Origin of the sequence: Streptomyces typhae (assembly GCF_009755605.1) — a bacterium.
In the GTDB taxonomy this organism is placed as follows: Bacteria; Actinomycetota; Actinomycetes; order Streptomycetales; family Streptomycetaceae; genus Streptomyces; species Streptomyces typhae.
In genome coordinates, this window is sequence record NZ_WPNZ01000015.1 from 1 (window position 1) to 15940 (window position 15940).

At 73.7% G+C, this 15940-nt stretch carries 12 protein-coding genes and 4 pseudogenes; 10 read left to right on the forward strand and 6 right to left on the reverse strand.

All coding sequences use genetic code 11. The features are described from left to right. Positions 1-107 (forward strand): annotated as a pseudogene (locus GPA10_RS25670) (IS5/IS1182 family transposase); the annotation flags it as partial. A 124-nt stretch (positions 108-231) separates the two neighbouring features. Here the strand turns inward: GPA10_RS25670 and GPA10_RS25675 are convergent. Then, positions 232-800, reverse strand: a pseudogene (locus tag GPA10_RS25675) (DUF2243 domain-containing protein). A gap of 321 nt (positions 801-1121) precedes the next feature. Beyond that, a complete protein-coding gene (locus GPA10_RS25680) occupies positions 1122-1529 on the reverse strand; it encodes a hypothetical protein (protein WP_246259751.1) in 408 nt (135 codons plus the stop codon). An 11-nt stretch (positions 1530-1540) separates the two neighbouring features. Here GPA10_RS25680 and GPA10_RS42755 point away from each other — a divergent pair. The 3 genes and pseudogenes from GPA10_RS42755 to GPA10_RS25690 form a co-directional block, all read left to right on the forward strand. Next, positions 1541-1711 (forward strand): annotated as a pseudogene (locus GPA10_RS42755) (pirin family protein); the annotation flags it as partial. A gap of 25 nt (positions 1712-1736) precedes the next feature. Further along, entirely contained in the window at positions 1737-2078 is a 342-nt protein-coding gene (locus tag GPA10_RS25685) for a GNAT family N-acetyltransferase (protein ID WP_157167577.1), read from the forward strand. Positions 2079-2101: 23 nt separating this feature from the next. Continuing rightward, positions 2102-5032 carry an AAA family ATPase gene (locus GPA10_RS25690; RefSeq protein ID WP_157167578.1) on the forward strand — a complete coding sequence of 977 codons (2931 nt, stop codon included), beginning with the start codon at positions 2102-2104 and terminating at the stop codon, positions 5030-5032. Here the strand turns inward: GPA10_RS25690 and GPA10_RS25695 are convergent. Next, entirely contained in the window at positions 4989-7724 is a 2736-nt protein-coding gene (locus GPA10_RS25695) for an AAA family ATPase (protein WP_157167579.1), read from the reverse strand. The genes GPA10_RS25690 and GPA10_RS25695 overlap by 44 nt on opposite strands. A gap of 130 nt (positions 7725-7854) precedes the next feature. Here GPA10_RS25695 and GPA10_RS25700 point away from each other — a divergent pair, with 130 nt between their 5' ends. Then, complete coding sequence (locus GPA10_RS25700) at positions 7855-8745, forward strand: helix-turn-helix domain-containing protein (protein ID WP_343041318.1); 891 nt, start codon at positions 7855-7857, stop codon at positions 8743-8745. Between the two features lie 66 nt (positions 8746-8811). On the opposite strand, the gene GPA10_RS25705 is transcribed toward GPA10_RS25700, so the two are convergent. Then, the gene (locus tag GPA10_RS25705; RefSeq protein WP_157167581.1) at positions 8812-9807 is read right to left on the reverse strand and encodes a helix-turn-helix domain-containing protein; all 996 of its coding nucleotides are present in this window, start codon (positions 9805-9807) and stop codon (positions 8812-8814) included. Between the two features lie 330 nt (positions 9808-10137). Between GPA10_RS25705 and GPA10_RS25710 the strand changes: the two genes are divergently transcribed. Beyond that, entirely contained in the window at positions 10138-11160 is a 1023-nt protein-coding gene (locus GPA10_RS25710; RefSeq protein WP_343041319.1) for an alpha/beta hydrolase, read from the forward strand. 23 nt (positions 11161-11183) lie between these two features. On the opposite strand, the gene GPA10_RS25715 is transcribed toward GPA10_RS25710, so the two are convergent. Further along, complete coding sequence (locus GPA10_RS25715) at positions 11184-12161, reverse strand: AraC-like ligand-binding domain-containing protein (RefSeq protein WP_343041320.1); 978 nt, start codon at positions 12159-12161, stop codon at positions 11184-11186. A gap of 124 nt (positions 12162-12285) precedes the next feature. Between GPA10_RS25715 and GPA10_RS25720 the strand changes: the two are divergent. Further along, positions 12286-12480: pseudogene (locus tag GPA10_RS25720) on the forward strand (DUF1330 domain-containing protein); the annotation flags it as partial. Between the two features lie 97 nt (positions 12481-12577). Then, positions 12578-13114 carry a dihydrofolate reductase family protein gene (locus GPA10_RS25725; RefSeq protein WP_157167583.1) on the forward strand — a complete coding sequence of 179 codons (537 nt, stop codon included), beginning with the start codon at positions 12578-12580 and terminating at the stop codon, positions 13112-13114. Positions 13115-13174: 60 nt separating this feature from the next. On the opposite strand, the gene GPA10_RS25730 is transcribed toward GPA10_RS25725, so the two are convergent. Beyond that, positions 13175-13780 (reverse strand): dihydrofolate reductase family protein, encoded by a 606-nt coding sequence (locus tag GPA10_RS25730; protein WP_058847562.1) that lies wholly within the window; start codon positions 13778-13780, stop codon positions 13175-13177. Positions 13781-14378: 598 nt separating this feature from the next. On the opposite strand from GPA10_RS25730, the gene GPA10_RS25735 reads away from it, so the two are divergent. Further along, positions 14379-14873 carry a hypothetical protein gene (locus GPA10_RS25735; protein ID WP_157167584.1) on the forward strand — a complete coding sequence of 165 codons (495 nt, stop codon included), beginning with the start codon at positions 14379-14381 and terminating at the stop codon, positions 14871-14873. 247 nt (positions 14874-15120) lie between these two features. Next, on the forward strand, positions 15121-15861 hold the full coding sequence (locus GPA10_RS25740; RefSeq protein WP_058847564.1) for a class I SAM-dependent methyltransferase: 741 nt from the start codon (positions 15121-15123) through the stop codon (positions 15859-15861). Positions 15862-15940 lie beyond the last annotated feature (79 nt).

Sequence of the window (15940 nt, forward strand, 5' to 3'; positions counted from 1 at the left end):
GTTTCAACCGCCTCAAGCAGTGGCGCGGCATCGCGACCCGCTACGACAAGACCGCCGAGTCCTACCAGGCAGCCGTCACTCTCGCCTCGCTCCTGATGTGGGCGTGACATTTGAAGACAACTCCTAGCAGCAGGTAGGTGCCGGCGGCAGCCAGCAGCATGAGTGCGGGCAGCAGCCACTCCAGGGTGCTGCCGAGGCCGCCGCCCGCATCGTGCTGGTGCATGTGGTCCATCAGGCGGATCGGCCCTCACGGCTGGTGGGGGCGTTGGGGGCGTTGGGGTCGAAGGGCCGGCCGCTGCGCTGGAGCAGATAGCCGCCGACGACCAGCAGGGCGCCCAGGACGAGGAAGCCGATGTCCCACCAGACCTGGCCGTCGCCGGCGTAGACGTGGTGGATGCCGAGAATGTGGTGGTCCAGGACGCCTTCAACGAGGTTGAACAGGCCCCATCCGAGGAGCGTCCAGCCCCACAGCACCCGGGAGGTCCACACTCGCAGCCGGTTGTGGGTGACCCCGAGTACAGGACGGCCAGGCCGAGGAGGACCGCCAGCCAGCAGACGGTGTGGAAGATCCCGTCCCACAGAGTGTTCATCTCCAGGCCGGAGACGGTGTGGGGGTTGTAGTACTTCACCCCGATGTGGTCCTCGTTGGTGCTGGAGAGCATGTGGTGCCACTGAAGGAGCTGGTGGAGCAGGATGCCGTCGACGAAGCCTCCCATCCCCACACCGAGCACGATCCCCGGCAACTGGATACTGGCCGGCTGTCCGACACCGGCTCGGGCCTCACCCGTCGTGGTCGCCATCGCTGGTCTCCGCTCCTGGTTCCACGACTCCGCTGAAGGAGCCTCAGCCGCAAGTTCCCCTCCGTGCCGCACTTACGCACAGATGCGCCGCCAACCGGCTCAACCGCAGCCGCGCCCTGATCACGCCTTGTCCTCAGCGTCCGGGGCACACAGGGGCCGCAGCCCGTCGCGCCAACCATGGCACCCGCACCGCGTCCAGCTGCGGCGAAGGCAATGCAGCCCGCACTCGGCAGGCTCACGAACGCTTTCTTCGCCTGCTACGTCCCGCGCCGGCCCCGCCCACCACGTCGTACGAGGCCACCTCCTGCATCCGCGAACAGCTCAAGTACCTGCCTCTGCTGTTCTGCAATCTTCGGTTCCGTCATCGTCCGCGGAGCGGCTCGCGGTGGTCGGAGGGCCGTAAGCGGTGCGGTCGTCAAGGGTGATGGTCACCGGTTGGCCGCTGGGGGTGAGGTCGGTCAGGCTCTCGTCGATCCGCTCATACAGCGTTGCGGCGAGTTCCTGGTCGTCGTCGCCGCCGTCGCCGTCGCCGCCGTCGCCGTCGCCATCGCCATCGCCATCGCTGGCGGTGTGTTTGATGGAGTGCAGGCTGATCAGCAGGGCGATCAGGGAACGGCCGGACAGAGCAGCGTGGACCCTCCATCGGTCGCCGACCTCCGAGGCCCAACGCTGACGGTTTGCTGACCCTCCGAGGACCGAGGCGCCTCTGACCTGCGGGAAGCCACCCATTACACTCCGGGTGGTGGTATCGCGTCGGCCGCAGCCACGAGGACATCGCCGAGGCCAGGCAGGCCTGGGAAGCGGCCTCCGACCGCTTCGGCGAGGTCGGGGGCCACCCCGACGCCCGCCTCCCCGCGCCCGCCCTCCCCAACGCCACCATCGCACCGCGCAAGAACCCCGCGCGTGCCTGACACCTCCCTGAAAGGCAGTACGACGATGACGCAGTCCGCAACGACCCCGACCGTCCGGCGCGTGGACGCCAGGCACCGCTACGAGATCCTCGTCGACGGCGAGAGCGCGGGCTTCACCGCGTACCGCGACCGCGACGACCGGCGTGTGTTCTTCCACACCGAGATCGACGACGCCCACGCCGGGCAGGGTCTGGCCTCGGTCCTCGTACGGGAGGCACTGGAGGACGTGCGGAGCGCGGGCCTGCGCGCCGTGCCCGTCTGCCCTTACGTGGCGAAGTTCCTCAAGAAGCACGAGGAGTTCGCCGACATCACCGAGCCGGTGACGCCCGAGGTCGTGGAGTGGCTGGACGGTGCCCTGAAGCGCTGAGCGCCGACGGCAGGGGCGGAGCGATGAGCGAGGGGCGTACGACCGGGGCCGGTGCCGGACCCGGCGCACCGGAGTTGACCGGGCGCGCGACGCAACGCGCGGTCATCGACGCTGCCCTGGCCGGCATCGCCACCTCCGGGGCGTCCGTCATCCTGCGCGGCGACCCCGGCACGGGGCGGACGGCCCTGCTGGGGGCGGCCGAGGCGACGGCCCGCCGGGCCGGTCTGCGGGTGCTGCGGATGACCGGCGCGGAGGCCGAGTCGGAGCTGCCGTTCGCCGCCCTGCACCAGGTCCTGTGGCCCCTCCTCGACGACTCCGACGGTCTCTCCGCGCCACAGCGGCACGCACTGGAAAGCGCGTTGGGCGTCCGCGAGGGCACCCCGCCCGAAGGGTTCACGGTGGCGGGCGCCGCCCTCACCCTGCTCGCCCACGCCGCCGCACGCCGCCCCCTGGTCGTGCTCCTGGACGATCTGCAGTGGGCCGACCCGTCCAGCGTCGCCGTGTTCGGATACGTACAACGGCACCTGGCCCCGCTGCCCCTGGTCGCGATCGCGGCGACCCGGCGCACCGGGACCGCGACCGGCCGGGACCGTGCGGCCGACGGTGTGGCCGACCGTGCGGAGCACGACACCGCCGCATGCCTGGCGGGGCAGGTGATCGACCTGCTGCCGCTGGACGAGCCGCAGGCCGAGCTGCTGCTGCGCACCCGCCATCCGTCCCTGCCCGCGGGCGCGCGCCGCAGGGTGCTGCGGGCCGCCGCGGGCAACCCGCTCGCCCTGCACGAACTCGCGGAGCAGGTCGGGCGGCTGGCCGCGCACCGTGCCGAGGCCCTCGCGAGCCCCGCGCCGCCGGAGATGCCCGAGCTTTTCGACGCACTGCCGCTGGGGGAACGCCTCGGGCGGCTGTACGAGGACAGGCTGCGCGCCCTGCCCGCCGCCGTCCGCGGCCTCCTGCTCGTCGCGGCCCTCGGCGACGCCGCCACCCGGCACCGCACGGTGCTGCGGAGCCTGGCGGAGCACGCCGCGGGCCCGCCCTGGCACCGGCTCGAAGAGCACATCGAACGCTCAGGGCTCGCACACCTCGACCCGGAGCGGGAAGTCCTGGAGTTCCACCACCCCCTTGTACGGGCCTGTCTGGCACACCTCGCCACCCCGGCCGAACTCCGCGCCGCCCACCACCGGCTCGCCGACGCCCTGCCCGCAGAGGACGCGCGGCGCACCCTGCACCTCGCGGCCGCCGCGCTCGGCCCCGAGGCCGGACTCGCCGCACGGCTGCACGCCGAGGCCGACAGCATGTCCGCCCAGGGAGGAGAAGCCGAGGCGGCGGTAGTGATGGCGCGCGCGGCCGGACTCAGCCCCGACCGGACGAGCAGGACCGCCCGTCTCGTCGCCGCCGCGGCCCTGGCCGTACAGGCCGGACGCCCGCACCTGGCGGCGGAACACCTCGCCGACGCCGAGGCCGCGGCACGCCCCGGCAGGCCCGAACCGACCGCCCCGTACGCCTTCGCCGTCGCCTGCGCCCGGCTCCAGCTCGACGCCGACCCACGCCCCGCCATCGAGCTGCTGCCCGCCGTCCTGGACGCACCGGTCCCGCCGGACGCCGCGGACCAACACGCCGCACTCGTCGGCCCGATCCTCTTCCTCCTCCTCGTCGCGGCGGCCCTCACCGGGGACGAGCGGGCGTGGGCCGCCGTCGACCGGCACGCGGCGCACCCCGACGCTCCCTCCGCGGCGGAGCTCTGCCGACAGGCCTGGTCCGGCCCCCGCCCGGCCGTCCGCGCCGTCCATGAGCTGCCGCGGCGGCTGCGCGAGACGGTCGCTGCCCTGCCCGCGGACCGCGAGACCACCGATGCCTGGCTGCTGCTCTGGACGGCCGCGGCCGTCGACTCCCTCGGTGAGCACTGCGCGCTCTGGAGCGCGTTCGCCCGCCGGCACGCGTACGCCACCCAGACGTTCACGGACAGCCTCCGGGCCCACGACGACTTCCTGCACGGTAACTGGGACAGCGCCCTCGCCGCCGCCCGCGCCGGCGCGCGCACCTCCGCGGAGCACGGATACGCGCTGGCCGAGACGCTGTTCCTGAAGACCGCGGGACAGATCCTCGCCGCCCGCGGGGACCGGGCGGGGCTCGCCGCACTGGCACCGGTGCTCGGCACCCGGGCAGGCGAACGCCGGCTGCGCCTGGTCACCGACCTGCTGAGCGGAATGCTGACGCTGTGCGCGCTCGGCCGCGGTGACGCCGAGGAGGCATGGCTCCACGCCTGTGACCTCACCGCGCCCGGCGGGGTCGCGGACCGCGGCCCGTGGACGCATCTCTCGCTCGTCGACCGGGTGCAGGCCGCTGTCGACAGCGGACGGGCCGAGGAGGCCCGGCGCCATCTGCGGGCGGTCGGCGCGTCCGGCCTCGCCCGTATCTCGGCGCACCACACCTTCCTGGTGACCGTCGCCGAGGCCGTCGCCGCCGCCGACGACGAGGCGGACGAGCGGCACGCGGCCGTGTACGCCCGGCCGGACGCGGAGAACTGGCCCTTCCCGCTCGCCAGGGCCCACTTGGCGCACGCCGTGCGGCTGCGCCGGCAGCACCGGCCCGAGGAGGCGAGCGCGCACTGCCGAGCCGCGCTCACCGTCTTCACCCGCCTCGGCGCCACGCCCTGGGCCGCGCGGGCCTCCCGTGAACTCGCCGCGAACGACGCGGACGTCGCGGCGGCGAGCGGCACAGCCGGGCACCACCCGCTGCTCACGGCGCAGGAGACACGGATAGCCCGGCTCGCGGCCCGTGGCCTCACCAACCGGCAGATCGGCGCGCGGCTCTCGCTCTCCCCGCGAACGATCGGCGCGCACCTCTACCGCATCTTTCCCAAGCTCGGCGTCACCACCAGGGCGGGCATCGCACGCGCCCTGGAGGCCTCGCTCAGGAACGCGGCAGCGCCCCCGCAAGAGCCGCCCGCGACGTGACGCCCAGCTTCGGGAAGATCCGGTAGAGATGAGCCCCGATGGTGCGGGGCGACAGCTGGAGCGCGGCGCCGACCTCCTTGTTCGTGAGCCCGGTGGACACGAGGCGGGCGACGCGCAACTCCTGCGCGGTCAGCTCGCCGGCCGGGACGGCCGTGCCGTGCGCCGGGCGGTCCGCGGCCCGCAGCTCGGCCCGGCACTGCTCCACCCACGGATCCGCGCGCAGCTCCCGGAAGGCACGGACGGCGGCACGCAGCGTCTCGACCGCCTCGGCGCGGCGTCCCCGACGGCGCAGCCCCGCCCCGTGCAGCAGCCGCAGGCGCGCCATGTCGAAGACCCACTGGTCGGCTCCCGGCACCGCGCAGGCCGCCGCGTACGCCGCGTCCGACTCCGGGCCGTCCGCCGTGACCGCCGTCGCGGCGGCCAGCAGGAAGGCGTGGTGCGCGGAGACGGAGTCCATCCGCGCGGCCCGCCCCGCCGCGACGTGGGCCAGCGCCTCCGCCCGGCGGCCGCAGCGCAGGCTCGCCACGACGAAGTCGAAGAACGGGAGGTGGAACCACGCGAGGCCGCGCGGCAGCAGGCCCGGCGGCATGATGCGGCGCAGCAGGAGGTACGCCTCCTCGTGCCGCCCGTGCGCCAGTGCGGCGAGCGCGTCGAGACGGTCCAGGTGGTCCGTGACGAAGCGCATCCGTGCCGACGTCGCCACCGGCCCGATCCGCGCCCGCACCGCGCGCAGCCCCCGCTCGTCGCCCCGGCCCGCCAGGAAGTGCGCGTAGTAGTGCCGGAAGAGCAGGGCGTTGCAGTGGTACCCGAGCTCCTCCGCGGTGTCGGCCTCGCGCAGACACTCCTCGGCGGCGTCCCAGCGGCCCCGCAGGAACGCCTCATGGCACCGTGCCTTCGCGACGGACCCCTGGGTGGCGTACGTGTGCTCGTCGTCGAAGAGCCGTCGCAGCTCCTCGTCGGCCGCGTCCACCGCCGACGCCGCCCAGAGCAGCAGCCAGGCGGCGGCGGTCTCCCGCCGGGCCGCGACACGCGCCACCAGGGACCGCAGTTCCGTCTCCGCGCCGTGCGCCGTGCGTGACGGGTCCGCCCACGCGCGGTGGCACAGGCGTACGGCGGGGGAGAGGTGCCCCCGATGCCGCTCGAGCGCGTCCCAGCCGCGCGGGTCGCCCGTGTAGGCCGACGCGAGCAGCAGCTTGAACGCCATCTGCTCGACGAGATCACCGAAGGCTTCCGCGCCGGGCGCCGTCAGCGCCTCCAGTGCACCGGGCAGCAGCTCGAAGGACGAGGCGAAGTCCACGTGGTGGCTCTGGTCGACGTACACGACCGCGTAGGCGAAGAGCGGGGCGATGTCCTCCGGCACCGGACCGCGCCGGATCTCCCTGAGGAGTTCCGCCGCGTACGCGAGCCGTCCGCCCCGCGCCGACATCACGGCGGCCCACGTCAGACGGCGGGCGCGGTCGCCGGGACCGGTCCCGAGGGCGGCCGCGCGGTCGAGCAGCATGGCCCCCTCCGTGTCACCGCCGCGCAGCGCGATGCGGGTGCCCGCCTCCTGGAGCCGGGCGGCGAGCCGTTCGTCCGGGCCCTCGGCGGCGGACGCCTCGTGCAGGAGCCGACGCGGGTCGTCCTCACGCAGCCGCTCCGCCAACGCCCGGTGCGCGGACCGCCGTTCGGCGTCCGGGGCGGCGGCGATCACCGCGCTCCGCACCAGGGGATGCCGGAAGACCAGCCGTCCCGCGGGGGACCAGCGGGCGAGCCCGCTCGCCTCGATCGCGTCCAGAACCCGTTCCGCGCCGCCCTGTTCTCCCTGTTCTCCCGGGCGTACGGCATCGCCTCCGACGGCCGCCGAGTCGTCCAGCGCGGCGAGCAGCAGGAGGCGCGTAGCGCTTCGGGGCAGCGACCGTACCCGACGCGCGAACACCTCCTCCAGACGGCTGCCCAGCGGCTGCCGGTCCGGGAGCGGTACGACGCCCCCGCGTTGCTCGTCCGCCGTCCGGCGGGGCAACTCGGCCAGGGCGAGGGGATTGCCCGCGGCCTCCGCGAGCACCCGCCGGACGGCACCCGCGGCGAGCCCCGGGTGCCGGCGCCGCAGCAGCGTCCGCGCGTCCTCGCCCGACAGCGCCTCGACGTCCACCGGGTGGGCGGGCCAGCCCTCCAGCGCGGACCCGCCGGACCGGCTCGCGCACACCATGACCACGGGCAGACCGACGATCCGCTGGTGGAGGAAGACGAAGACGGCGGCACTGGAGGGGTCCACCCACTGGAGGTCGTCGACGACGATCAGCACCGGGCCGCGGCGCGCCTGCTCGGCGAGCAGCGCCAGCGCGGCAGCGCCCACCATGAACCCCTTCGGCGGCAGCCCGTCGCGCAGCCCCAGGGCCCGTTCCAGGGCGAGCCGCTGGTGTGCGGGCAGCGCGCGTGTGTTCTCGCGCAGCGGCAGCAGCACACGGTGCAGCGCGCCGAAGGCGATGCCGGACTCCGACTCGCCGCCCACCGCGCGCAGGACGGTGAACCCGGCGCGCCTCGCGCGCGTGGCCGTCCACTCCAGGAGCGCCGTCTTCCCGATGCCCGCTTCGCCGCGCAGCACCGTCGCAGAACCGCACGCCCCGGTGCGCGCCTGGCCGAGGGACCGCTCCAGCAGCGCCTGTTCGCGCCGACGGCCGACGAGTGCCCCGTCACCCTGCCCGCTGCCCATGACTCTCCCCTGGTCGCCTCCGACCACCGTGGCATCGCCGCGATGCCTGTGCGTGCACGGCTCGTGCCCCTGCCCGCAGCGCAGGCCGCACGCTCTCGCAAGCCCGCTCCGACCGCAGCAGGCTGATCGCGTGACGACGACCACGCCCACCCCCACCACGGGGGACACCTCCGCGGACCGCACGCTCGGCTTCCTCCGTATCCGCACGTTCCGGGGAGCGGCGCGCCCGGTCCGGCACGTTCCCGGCGCGGACGCCGCGACCGACCCGTACGTCCTGCTGGGCCTGCACACCGAGGGGCGGGCCACGCTCGGCGGGCCGGACGGCACCGAGGTCTGCCTGCCCGGAGACGTCTTCCTCCGCGACGGGGCGCGTCCCCTCACCCTGGAGGAGACGGAGGAGTTCGAACTGCACCTGGTGCACGTCCCGTACCGGGCTCTGGCCCTCACCGACCGGCAGGCGCGTGACCTGGCCGGACGGGCGCCGTTCGCCGACGGGACCGTGGCACCGCTGCTCGGCCCGCTCCTCAGCGAGATCGCCGGGGCGGAACCCGGGCCCCCGTCACGGGCCGCGCTCCGCTCGGCCGGGGCGGTCGCCGACCTCGTCGCGCTGCTCGCGGTCGAGGACACCGGCCCCGGCTCCCCGCAGGACGGGCAGGACCGCGAGGCCCTCGTCCGCAGACTGCGCGCGTACGTCGACGCGAACCTGCGGGACCGGAACCTGACACCGGCCACCGTCGCCGAGGCGCAGCACATCTCGATCCGCTATCTGCACAAGCTCTTCGAGGGGCGGGGCAGCACGGTAGGCCGGTGGATCCAGCACCGCCGCCTGGAGGAGGCCCGCCGGGAGCTGGCCCGTCCGGCACGCGGCGACATCACGGTGGCTGCGGTCGCCAGACGCTGGGGATTCGCCAGCGCCACCCACTTCAGCCGCAGTTTCCGTACGGCGTACGGCATGTCGCCCAGCGACTGGCGCGACGGCCGGACCAGACCCGCGGAGGGACCGGGAGCCGGCCGCCGCTGACGGCACCTCCCGGACCAGACCCGCGGAAGGACCGGGAGCCGGCCGCCGCTGACGGCACCGGCACCGTCAGACGCGCGCCCCCGGAGCGTCGGCCGTCCCGGACATCACCATCCGCCGCCACTGTTGCGGGGGACGGCCGTAGACGGACTTGAACGCGCGGCTGAAGTGCGCGGGACTGCGAAAGCCCCAGCGGGCGGCGACCACGGCGATGGACGGACTGCTCCGGCCGCGCCGCGCGAGCTCACCGGCGCACCGCTCGACGCGCTGACGCTGGATCAGTCTGCCGACGGTGACGCCCTCGGCCTCGAACAGGCGGTGCAGATAGCGGACCGAGATGAGGTGTGCGGCGGCGACGAGTTCCGCGGACAGCTCCGGGTCGCCGAGGTGACGGTCGATGTACTGGCGGATGGTGACGACCAAGGGGTGCCGGTCGTCCTCGGCCGGCCCTTCCGTGTCCTCGGCGAGGTCCTCGACGAGCCCGGCGACCAGATCCGTGACGAGACCGCCGAGTCGTTCACCCAGCGGGGCGGACACCCGCGGGGCCGAGGTCTCCAAGTGCCCGAGCAGGGCGGGGAGAACGGCCGCGGAGCCCGCGGGCGGCGGGAGCACTCGGGCCGTGAGGGACCGGAGGGGGACCGAGGGAACGTGCAGCGCGTGCAGGGGCAGCCGCAGGAAGAGCGTGCGGGCCGTGCCCTCGTGCGTGCCCTCGTGCTCGACGGTGAAGGCGCGGCGCAGGTCGACGAGCGCCGACTCACCCGGCACCACGGACACGCCGCGCCCGTCCTGGGCCAGCCGCGCCGCCCCCTCGCGCGGGACGAGCAGCGCGACCGCTTCCTCCGTGTCCGGCGCGGCCGGGCGGGGGCCGCCTACCAGCCGCAGCGGCCCTGACGCGCAGGTGAGCATGCGGACATAGCCGAACCGCCGGAGCGACACCGACCCGTCCGCTCGCCTGTCGCTGTCGTCGAGTGCCACGAGGGGGGTGAGCCAGCGCGCGAAGGCGGACTCCACATCGGTCGAGGTCTCGGTGCCCGGCGGCACGGCCGTTCCGGATTCAGCGCTCACGGAGGGCTCCCTTCCACCGTCCCCGGGCAGGTGCCCTGTGCGTGGTGGAGGGGGACGGTCACCCCTGGTCCACGGCTCATGACCGTGAGTCTGGGCCGACAGCAGCAGCGGGCGTTAGGTCATATGACTGCCCTTCGCGTCCGTGCCGGGCGCCGCGTCCGAAGTGTGCACGCAGCGGCATGGATCAGTGGGGCCGCCGGTCCCCTTTCCGGCCGCCGTCGCCCTAGGGTGAGTACCGAGAGCCGGCGGAGCCGCGAACGGTCCCGCGATCCGCCCCCTTGCGCAGGAGTCCCCTTGGAAGCAGACATTCCAGTCGTCGGGGAGAGGCCTGTGCTCGAACGGCGCACGAGGGCCTTCGCGGAGACGTACGCCTGCCCCTCCTGGCCCGAGCACGAGTCCGAGCACGAGTCCGAGCCCGGGTCCGGGTGCGGGTCCGGGGCCGGGGCCGCGCCCAGGGCCGGGGCCGGGTCCGACGACCCCGCCTCGTCCAGGTCCCGCATGGCCGCCCTGTGGGACGGCGGCGGCGCGGACGACCCGGACATAGAGGAGGAGTGGCTGGCGCTGCCGGGGCGCGACGGGAACCGCATCAGGGTACGGATCCTGCGCCCGGCCGGTACCGACGAGCCGCTGCCGGCCGTGCTGTACCTGCATGGCCTCGGCTGGATGCTGACCGACGCGTACGCGCACCGGCGGCTGCTCGCCGACCTCGTGCTCGGCGCCGATGCCGCCGTGATCGTCCCCGAGTACGACACCCCGCGCGACGCCCGCCACCCGCACGCCGTGGAGCGCGCCTACACGGTGGCCCGCTGGGTCGCGGGGCACGGCGCGGTGTGCCGCGTGGACGGGGCCAGGATGGCGGTCGTCGGCGCCAGCGCGGGCGCCCAGCTCGCGGCGGCCCTCACGCTCGTGGCGCGCGAGCGGGGCGGTCCTGACTTCCGGCACCAGGTCCTCGTCTGCCCGGTGACGGACTCGGCGATGGACACCCCGTCCTACCGGCGCTTCGCGGACGGGTACTTCCTCAGCCGCGCCGCCATGCACGGCTACTGGCAGCAGTACGCGCCCGACCGCGAGAGCCGGGCGCACGGGGCCGTCGCGCCGCTGCGCGCGCCGGTGAGCCGGCTGCACGGTCTGCCGGCGGCGCTGGTCCTGACAGCCGAGGCCGATGTGCTCCGCGACGAGGGCGAGGCGTACGCGGCCCGGCTGCGGGCGGCGGACGTGCCCGTCGTGTCGATCCGCTATCAGGGCACGATCCACGGCTTCGTGCTCTTCGACCTGCTCCGCGGTACCGAGGCGTCCCGGGCGGCTCGCATCCAGGTGACGGACACACTGCACGCCGCCCTGCACTCGGCCTGAGCGCCGCTCCGTACCGGCGCCGGTCAACCCCCGTCGGGGCGCGCGGCGTCGGGGCGCCGGCGCCACTCGCTGGGGGACGTGCCGTACGCCGCCTGGAAGCGGCGGCTGAAGTGGCTCGGGCTGGTGAACCCGCAGCGCGCGGCCACCGCCGCGACGGTGAGCCGGTCGTAGCGGGGCGCGGTCAGCATCTCGCGCGCCTTGGCCAGGCGTTCGGTGATGAGCCACTGCTCCAGGCTGATGTCCGCGTCGTTGAGCAGGGCGTAGAGCTTGCGCACCGAGACGGCGTGCTCCCGCGCGATCCGCTCCGGTGTCAGGTCGCGGTCGGCGAGGTGGCGGCGGGCGTACGCCAGGACCCGCGTGAGCAGCGTCTCGTCCATCGCCGAGCGGACGGCGGGGGACTCCTCGGCGTGCGCGGCGGAGACGAGCAGCGCGCGGACGAGCTCGGTGGTGGCCGCGGCGAGGGCTCCGGCGCCGGGGTCGCCCTCAAGACGCCCCGGATCGCGCCAGACACCGCGCAGGTGGTTCAGGACCAGGTCGTGCACGGGGCTGGCGCGCAGCCGCAGCGAGGCCTTCACCACGGCGTCCACCGGTACGTCCAGGCGGTCCACGTCGAACATCATGGCCCGGGACGCGCCGTCGCCCGACCAGCCGTAGACCCGGGGCGACAGCTCGTGGAACACGCAGATGTCGTCCGGTCCGAGTACCTGCTGCCTGCCCGCGATCTCGGCCCGGTGGACGCCTTCGGGCTGGAGCGAGACCGAGATCACGGGGCGGCTGCGGTGATGGCGCACGTGCCGGTCGTTGCGGCGCACCTCGAAGCCCGAATTGCGGGTGGAGAAGAGCCCGAGCCCGCCCACCTGCCGCAGCTCCATCCGCGCGTGGATGCCCGTCTCCGGCTCCTCGTGCACCACTTCGTTGGGCACCAGCGAGTCGGTCAGCGCGTGATGGAACGCGTCCGCCCGCTCGCGTGGCGCCACGGTGGACAGATCGACGAGCAGCACACGACCCCCAAGACGACTACCCCCATGAAGCAGACATTCTGCCTCATGGCGGGGCGGTACTCCGCCGGGCCGCCGAACGGCTCATCCGGATCGGGCGGGCAGCCCCGGACCCTCCGCACGGCCGATGCCCCGCGTCCGCTCGGGATCGGCGAGCAGCGGCAGGCCCAAGGGCTACTGGGTCAGCGTCTACCGCACCATCTCCGACCCCGAGAAGCTGGCTGCCTACAACGAGCTGGCCGGTCCGGCCGTGGCGCCCGCCGGCGGTCGGACCCTCGTCCGCATCGGCTCTGCACCGAAGAGAGCAGCGGATTCCGGGGTGCGCCGGGCCGCTCCCGCCGCCGCCGGAGAAGGCGTCGCTCACCGGCCTATGATGCAGTTCCGGCCCTCCACCTGCTCGGGGAACCTGGAGAAGACGCATGACGGATGCGAGCACCGGCCAAGTGGTCGTGAACAGGGCGATGTCCCTGGACGGATTCATCGCCGGGCCCGGCCACACGATGGACTGGATCTTCGAGCACATGACGTCGGCGACGTTCCCGGAGGTCATGGCGGCCACGGGCGCCATGCTCATCGGCCGGGGCACGTACGAGGTCGGCAAGCGCATGTCCGGCGAGAACCCCGACTACGAGGGCGGGACGCAGTTCGTCCTCACCCATCGCCCGCCCGCCGAGCCGGACCCCGCCGTCACCTTCCTCACCTGCGACATCGAGGAGGCCGTGGCCACGGCGCGCCGTGCCGCGGGCGACAAGAACCTGGAGATCCTCGGCGCCGACGTGGCCGCCCAGTGCCTGCGGCACGGCCTCGTCGACGAGATCCTGGTGTACGTGCTGCCGGTGCTGCTCGGTGACGGCGTGCGCTTCACACCGCCGGGCCTCGACCGGATCGACCTGGAGCCGTTCGCCAACATCCAGTCGGGTGGGGTCACCATGCTGCGCTTCCGCGTGCGTAAGTAGCGATCGCGACCAGCGGTCGCAACCGGGGCCCGGCCGGCGGACCTTGCCGGGCCCGCGTCGTCACGCGGGGGCGCCGAGCGGCGGGTGCTCCAGCACGCGGGGCTTGTACTCGACCAGTTGGATGCGGCCGTCGAAGGTGCGGTGCCCGATCATCTCGAGGGCGACGTCCGGATAGCCGTCGTAGATGCGTTCCTCACCCGTGGCCCCGGTGATCACCGGGAACATCACGACCCGGAAGCGGTCGACGAGCCCCGCCCGCAGCAGGGACCGGCACAGGCTGAGGCTGCCGATCGTGCTGAGGAGCCCCGAGCCGCTCGCCTTCATGGCGCGGACCGCCTCGACGGCGTCGTCGCGGACGAGCGTGGAGTTGGCCCACGTCAGTGGCTCCGTCAGGGAGGAGGAGAACACCACCTTGGACGCTCGCGTGAGCTCGTCGACGGACGCCTCCTCCTCGGGCCTGAACTCGTCCTGGCCGTCCGGGACCTCGCCCGCGGCGAAGCCCGACATCAGGCGGTAGGTGTTCGCTCCCATCAGATGGGTGACCTCGGGCTGCTCGCCGAGCCACGCGAGGTACTCCGGGCCTTCGAGGCCCCAGAACCCGGGCCAGCCCTCTCCCGACGCGTATCCGTCGAGGGAGGTGATGAAGTCGACGAGAAGTTCCGACATGGCGGTGTCCTTTCCTGGGGTGTCACGAGCTTGGACCGGCCGGGAGTCACAAACTCATCGGCCGCGCCGGAGACGCACCGGCTTCCCGAACGGCGGCTCGTCCTGGTGGGGCCGCGCGCCAAAGATGAAGAAGGCGGCGTACTTGACCTGAGAAGGTCTGGTGCCAGGCTCCAGAAGTCCAGTAGGCCCCCGACCGGCGAGGACGACGGCGATCGCGGTGGTAAGCACCGGCAGGGCGCCCGGCATCCGGCGGTGGGGGGCGTCCCACCACCGGTTGCCTGGACGCAGGTGACCACGACACGACCCGACACGGCGTGCGGCCGGGTGGTGGGGTGCACGACGACCAGCGGTGCCGGGGAGACAAGTGGACTGTCCAGTTCGGCCAGTGCGGTGCGCTCGATGTGCCGGGACTGTCGACATCGCGCTCCCTTATTGAGCCACATCCGGACGAAAGCCCTTATGGCCACCTGGTGCAGGCCATACTGGACGGGATATGTCGGCCATCCGCGCTCGTGCCCGCAGCAGGGACGGCACCGCCGCCCGTGCTGTGGGTCATGCCCTCACGGGTACGGCCTTTGCCGCCGGTCTTCATCTGGCGTTGACGGAATCGGCGATCTCCTGGCCGGCGCTCGCCTGCGCGGCAGCGGTTCTCAGCATCACCGCCTATGCCGTACTGCGAGGAGCGAGACCGCGCTGGAGCATCCTCGCCCTCGCGGGAGCGCAGGCACTCCTCCCCGCCTGGCTGGAGTTCACCGACACCGACCTGCCGGCCGCGGCTGCGGAGGGCCACTTCCAGCTGCCGTCCGTCTGGCACCACAACACCGTGGCCATGGGAGCGGTGAACTTCCTTGCCGCCCTCGCCCTGACCGCCCACTTCCACCGTGCCTCGGAGCTGCCCGTGCGGCTGTCCCTGGTACTCGCCGTCACTGCCCGCCGGTGGCGTGGATATCTGCTCGTCGCGCTGAGGTTGGCGCTGCGTGTCCTGGCCGCGTTCGCGCCGCCGGTCACCGGGCCTCCTCCGGCCCGCACGGCACTGCCTCCGACGTGCTCCCTCACCGTCCTGCTGGACCGCGTCCAGCCCTGCGCACCCTGATCCCTGCACACCTTCGCGCCTGTCGCCCGGCACGCACGATGTGCCGTGCCACGCGGGCGCGCCGTCCGGCCCTGCCCGCCCTGGCTCCGGCCCGTGAGGCGCGTCCGCGTCACGCGTGGGACGGAGCAGCACAAGGGCCCGCAGACGCCTGATCCCGTACCGGTCGCCCTCGCGGCCACGCGTTCCGGTCTGCGTGCGAGGGCCCGTGAATCCGATGAATCCGGCGAAATTCGCGATGGAGGCAAGCATGTCCGTACTGAATGCCGCACGCGGCGGAGTCAACCGCGTGCTGCGCCCTTTCGGTGTGCAGATGGTCCGCGGGTACAGCGACGACCCCGCGATCGCGCCGTTCCTGTCCGCCCGCAAGGTGGTGGGCGCGGCTCGGCGGGCGGGGATATCCGTCGAGGACTACATCGACCGCTACAGCGCCGTTCCGGGCGCGACCGCCGACGCCGTCGACGCGCTCCTGGCACTGGCGGACCTCGGCGAACACGTGCAGCGCGTCTGCGAGATCGGCGCGGGGACGGGCCGGTACGCGTCCCGGGTCATCGCCGCGACCCACCCCGCCACGTACGAGGTCTACGAGACCGCGGCGGACTGGCTGCCCCACCTGAGGGCGCTGCCGAACGTGGCCGTGCAACCCGCCGACGGACACACGCTGAGCGCCACCGCCACCGAGTCGGTGGACCTCGTACACTCCCACAAGCTGTTCGTCTACGTCCCGCTCGTCGTGACGATCGGCTATCTCGACGAGATGGCCCGGGTCGCGCGGCCGGGCGGGGTCGTCGCGTTCGACGTGGTGAACGAGAACTGCCTCGACGACGCGATGACGAAGAACTGGGTCGCCGGTCGAGCGACCATCTACGGCATGATCTCGCGCTCCTGGCTCCTCGACCGCCTGGACCGGCGCGGCCTGTCGCTACTGGGGAGCCACTTCGTGCCGCTCAGCGGTGGGCGGGCCGAACTGCTCGTCTTCCGTAAGGCGTGAGAACGGCGCATCCCCGGGGCGGTCGGGACCCACACCGGTGCCGTGACCGACGGCAGCGGTGTGGCGGCCGGTGACGGCC